We start from the raw sequence: 4,470 nt of genomic DNA, 5'->3' as shown, positions 1-4,470 counted from the left end.
TGCGCAGCAACGGCCCGGAGGGTGGCGGGCAGGACGCCCGCCATAAACTGCCAGGCATCAGACAAGTGAAGAAGCCCATCCTGACGGATGGGCTTTTTTGCGTGTGTGGTAACTGTAAAAATGCAGGCCTGATAAGCGCAGCGCCATCAGGCAACCTGCACCGCCGGATGGCAGCTTCGCCTTATCCGGCCTACGGCATCGACATAATGCCTGTGTATACCGCCTTATTCCGTCGACATAACCGCAAGCCTTCCCTACATAGATGCGGTAAACTAAGCCTGATTTTGCATCAGGAAAGCGTCTATGAATCACTCCCTAAAACCCTGGAATACCTTCGGCATTGATCATTGTGCAAAGCACATCGTATGCGCTGAAAACGAACAACAACTACTGAGCGCCTGGCAGCAAGCAACTCGTGAGGGACTGCCGGTTATGATCCTGGGTGAAGGAAGCAATGTCCTGTTTCTGGAAAATTACGCCGGCACCGTGATCCTTAACCGCCTGAAAGGCATTGAGGTCAATGAAACCGCGGACGCCTGGCACCTACACGTCGGCGCAGGCGAAAACTGGCATCAGCTGGTTCGCTACGCGCTGGACAACAACATGCCCGGCCTGGAGAATCTGGCGCTCATCCCTGGCTGCGTTGGTTCCTCGCCTATACAGAATATTGGCGCGTATGGCGTAGAACTACAGCGCGTCTGCGACTATGTTGACTGCGTTGAACTGGAAGCGGGAAAACGTCTGCGTTTGTCCGCGGCGGAATGCCGTTTCGGCTATCGTGACAGCATCTTCAAAAATGAATATCAGGATCGCGTTGCGATCGTCGCGGTGGGTCTGCGTTTGTCAAAGCAATGGCAGCCGGTGTTGACCTATGGCGATCTTACTTGTCTGGACCCGAAAACGGTCACCGCGCAACAGGTATTTGATGCTGTATGCCATATGCGCACCACAAAATTGCCGGATCCTAAAGTGAATGGCAATGCGGGCAGCTTTTTTAAAAATCCCGTTGTCGCAGCCGATATCGCCATGGAACTACTGGAACGATTTCCCAACGCGCCGCATTACCCTCAGGCAGACGGCTCAGTGAAGCTAGCGGCAGGCTGGCTGATTGACCAATGTCAGTTGAAAGGCGTCGCCATTGGCGGCGCTGCGGTACATCGCCAACAGGCGCTGGTACTGATTAATGCGAATGATGCGACAAGTAAAGATGTGGTGGCGCTGGCGCATCATGTCCGGCAAAAAGTGGGTGAAAAATTTAATGTCTGGCTGGAGCCTGAGGTTCGCTTTATTGGTCAGCTCGGAGAGGTGAACGCTGTGGAGAGCATTGCATGAAAGATACTACCGTTCCCCTGACGCTGATCTCACTACTTGCCGACGGAGAGTTTCACTCAGGCGAGCAGTTGGGTGAACGGCTGGGAATGAGCCGCGCGGCGATTAATAAACATATCCAGACATTACGCGACTGGGGAGTAGATGTATTTACCGTTCCCGGGAAAGGATATAGCTTACCGGAACCCATCCAGTTACTGGATGCTGACCGTATACATAGCCAACTGGATAGCGGAAACGTGGCGGTATTGCCCGTTATCGATTCAACCAATCAGTATTTACTTGATCGAATTGGTGAGCTGCGCTCAGGCGATGCCTGTGTAGCAGAATACCAACAGGCAGGGCGTGGTCGTCGCGGGCGTAAATGGTTCTCACCGTTTGGCGCGAATCTATATCTTTCAATGTACTGGCGTCTGGAGCAGGGGCCTGCGGCGGCAATAGGCTTGAGTCTGGTCATTGGAATTGTGATGGCGGAAGTGCTGCGTGAACTGGGCGCAGATAAAGTTCGCGTGAAGTGGCCTAACGACCTCTACCTACTGGATCGCAAGCTGGCGGGTATTCTGGTCGAGTTAACCGGTAAAACGGGCGATGCCGCACAAATAGTGATTGGCGCTGGTATTAACATGGCAATGCGTCGTGTAGAAGAGGACGTGATAAATCAGGGATGGATCACGTTGCAGGAGGCCGGAATTACGCTCGACCGCAATATGCTGGCCGCAAAGCTGATTTATAAGCTACGTGCTGCGCTTGAGCTTTTTGAGCAAGAAGGTCTTTCTCCTTATCTTTCGCGCTGGAAAAAACTGGATAATTTTATTGGTCGTCCGGTAAAACTGATTATTGGCGACAAAGAAATATTTGGTATTTCTCGCGGCATTGATACTCAGGGCGCATTATTGCTTGAACAGGATGGCGTGATTAAACCCTGGATGGGTGGAGAAATATCGCTGCGAAGCGCCGAATAGTAAAAAAGGGGAGTCGGTACTCCCCTTTTTTCTGTTATTTCCGCAATCTTACCTGTTCCACCGCATGGTTAGCGCTCTTGGTCATAATAAGGCTGGCACGTTCTCGCGTGGGTAAAATATTTTGTTTTAAATTCAACCAGTTAATTTCTTTCCAAAGCGAAGCTGCTGTATTAACAGCTTCTTCTTTAGATAATTTCGCATAATTGTGGAAATAAGAGTCAGGATCGGTAAACGCCCCTTCGCGGAATTTCAGGAAGCGGTTGATATACCATGTCTGAAGAAGTTCTTCTGGCGCATCAACGTAAATAGAGAAATCAACGAAATCAGAGACAAATACATGGTGCGGATCGTGAGGATAATCCATGCCGCTTTGTAAAACATTCAAACCTTCAAGAATCAATATATCAGGCTGAGCGACGGTTTTATCCCCTTCAGGAATAACATCGTAAATCAAATGAGAATAGACTGGCGCCGTCACGTTCGGTACGCCCGACTTGAGGTCAGAAACGAATTTCACCAGTCGGTGCATATCATACGATTCGGGGAAGCCCTTTTTCTTCATTAACCCGCGTTCTTTCAACACATGGTTTGGGTGGAGGAAGCCGTCTGTGGTAATCAATTCAACACGGCGGTGTTCCGGCCAGCGACTCAGCAACGCTTGCAGAACGCGTGCTGTCGTGCTTTTACCCACTGCGACGCTGCCCGCGATACTGATGATATAAGGGATTCGCTGGCCGTTAGTGCCCAGAAACTGTTCCAGGACAGCCTGACGACGCAGATTTGAACTGATATAGAAATTTAGCAAACGGGAGAGAGGTAAATATATTTCTGCAACTTCTTCCAGCGATAAATCTTCATTAATGCCTTTTAACTGCGCGATCTCATCCTCGGTCAGGGTCATCGGCACAGAATCGCGAAGCGCAGCCCACTGGCTGCGATCAAACTGTAGGTAAGGCGTCATTAACGATTGCTCTTTTATACTCATAAGCATGTTTCTGGCTGCTATTGCTACATCAGTTCAGCGATGAACGAGGGCCATCCCTGACATGCAACGGCACGTCACATTTAAGTTAATTTGGACAATGGGCAGGAGGGTAACACCAGATGGGGAGGAATAATAAGAAAAAATCTCGCTGTGAAAGCTATCCCTGAGAAGCAATGTGACGAATATACCAGATACAGAAGATTGCTTTCTATCGACGGAACGTTGAAATGCCGCGTCGTATCCTGGTCAGACGGTCAGTAAAATGCCGAAAATTTATGCTCTCTTGTTTGAAATTAGAGCATTTTTGTCTCTTATAGCGCAAAATGTGAGCGATAGAACATTTTATGCAATTTTTTAGTTGCATGAGCACGCAGGTCTCCATAGAATGCGCGCTACTTGATGCCGACTTAGCTCAGTAGGTAGAGCAACTGACTTGTAATCAGTAGGTCACCAGTTCGATTCCGGTAGTCGGCACCATCAAGTCCGGTGGGGTTCCCGAGCGGCCAAAGGGAGCAGACTGTAAATCTGCCGTCACAGACTTCGAAGGTTCGAATCCTTCCCCCACCACCATTTTCGGCCGCGCGATGGCGCAGCCCGAGACGATAAGTTCGCTTACCGGCTCGAATAAAGAGAGTTTCTCTCGATATTCAGTGCAGAATGAAAATCAGGTAGCCGAGTTCCAGGATGCGGGCATCGTATAATGGCTATTACCTCAGCCTTCCAAGCTGATGATGCGGGTTCGATTCCCGCTGCCCGCTCCAAGATGTGCTGATATAGCTCAGTTGGTAGAGCGCACCCTTGGTAAGGGTGAGGTCGGCAGTTCGAATCTGCCTATCAGCACCACTTCTTTTCTCCTTCCTGTTTTTCTCTTCTGTTTATTAGCATTCAACAAGTCGGGCGTGTTGCCTGGTTGATGTGGTGATATCACCGATTTATCCGTGTCTTAGAGGGACAATCGATGTCTAAAGAAAAGTTTGAACGTACAAAACCGCACGTTAACGTCGGTACTATCGGCCACGTTGACCATGGTAAAACAACGCTGACCGCTGCCATTACTACCGTACTGGCTAAAACCTATGGCGGTGCCGCCCGCGCATTCGACCAGATCGATAACGCGCCGGAAGAAAAAGCGCGTGGTATCACCATCAACACTTCTCACGTTGAATACGATACCCCGACCCGCCACTACGCACA

The 4,470-nt window shown here is 50.0% G+C and carries 6 protein-coding genes and 4 tRNA genes; 8 read left to right on the top strand and 2 right to left on the bottom strand.

The window, feature by feature from the left end:
• The 3 genes from NA624_RS22920 to birA form a co-directional block, all read left to right on the top strand.
• Nucleotides 1-344, top strand: a 344-nt coding sequence (locus NA624_RS22920) for a hypothetical protein (RefSeq protein ID WP_439040297.1), incomplete at its 5' end; no start/stop codon positions are given.
• Entirely contained in the window at nucleotides 304-1,332 is a 1,029-nt protein-coding gene (gene murB, locus NA624_RS22915; protein WP_001016645.1) for a UDP-N-acetylmuramate dehydrogenase, read from the top strand. The genes NA624_RS22920 and murB, both read left to right, overlap by 41 nt.
• Complete coding sequence (gene birA, locus NA624_RS22910; protein ID WP_000655747.1) at nucleotides 1,329-2,291, top strand: bifunctional biotin--[acetyl-CoA-carboxylase] ligase/biotin operon repressor BirA; 963 nt, start codon at nucleotides 1,329-1,331, stop codon at nucleotides 2,289-2,291. The genes murB and birA overlap by 4 nt, the downstream gene beginning before the upstream one ends.
• 34 nt (nucleotides 2,292-2,325) lie before the next feature.
• On the opposite strand, the gene coaA is transcribed toward birA, so the two are convergent.
• Nucleotides 2,326-3,276 (bottom strand): type I pantothenate kinase, encoded by a 951-nt coding sequence (coaA, locus tag NA624_RS22905; RefSeq protein WP_000023067.1) that lies wholly within the window; start codon nucleotides 3,274-3,276, stop codon nucleotides 2,326-2,328.
• 208 nt (nucleotides 3,277-3,484) lie between these two features.
• The gene (locus NA624_RS22900; RefSeq protein ID WP_001621476.1) at nucleotides 3,485-3,658 is read right to left on the bottom strand and encodes a hypothetical protein; all 174 of its coding nucleotides are present in this window, start codon (nucleotides 3,656-3,658) and stop codon (nucleotides 3,485-3,487) included.
• A gap of 19 nt (nucleotides 3,659-3,677) precedes the next feature.
• Between NA624_RS22900 and NA624_RS22895 the strand changes: the two genes are divergently transcribed.
• The 5 genes from NA624_RS22895 to NA624_RS22875 all read left to right on the top strand — a co-directional run.
• Nucleotides 3,678-3,753: transfer RNA gene (locus NA624_RS22895), tRNA-Thr, on the top strand.
• Nucleotides 3,754-3,761: 8 nt separating this feature from the next.
• Nucleotides 3,762-3,846: transfer RNA gene (locus tag NA624_RS22890), tRNA-Tyr, on the top strand.
• 116 nt (nucleotides 3,847-3,962) lie between these two features.
• Nucleotides 3,963-4,037 (top strand) — tRNA-Gly (locus NA624_RS22885).
• A 6-nt stretch (nucleotides 4,038-4,043) separates the two neighbouring features.
• Nucleotides 4,044-4,119: transfer RNA gene (locus NA624_RS22880), tRNA-Thr, on the top strand.
• A 115-nt stretch (nucleotides 4,120-4,234) separates the two neighbouring features.
• A partial coding sequence (locus tag NA624_RS22875) for a GTP-binding protein (protein ID WP_000031667.1) occupies nucleotides 4,235-4,470 on the top strand: 236 nt, incomplete at its 3' end.

It is taken from the genome of Salmonella sp. NW38 (assembly GCF_051807745.1).
Lineage (GTDB): Bacteria > Pseudomonadota > Gammaproteobacteria > Enterobacterales > Enterobacteriaceae > Salmonella > Salmonella enterica.
This window is presented reverse-complemented; position numbering and strand designations above follow the sequence as displayed.

What these genes read in the sequence shown, in the direction of transcription:
- murB (WP_001016645.1), top strand. Translation starts at nt 304, where the DNA reads ATGAATCACTCCCTAAAACCCTGGAATACCTTCGGCATTGATCATTGT.
- birA (WP_000655747.1), top strand. Translation starts at nt 1,329, where the DNA reads ATGAAAGATACTACCGTTCCCCTGACGCTGATCTCACTACTTGCCGAC.
- coaA (WP_000023067.1), bottom strand. Translation starts at nt 3,276, where the DNA reads ATGAGTATAAAAGAGCAATCGTTAATGACGCCTTACCTACAGTTTGAT.
- NA624_RS22900 (WP_001621476.1), bottom strand. Translation starts at nt 3,658, where the DNA reads ATGGAGACCTGCGTGCTCATGCAACTAAAAAATTGCATAAAATGTTCT.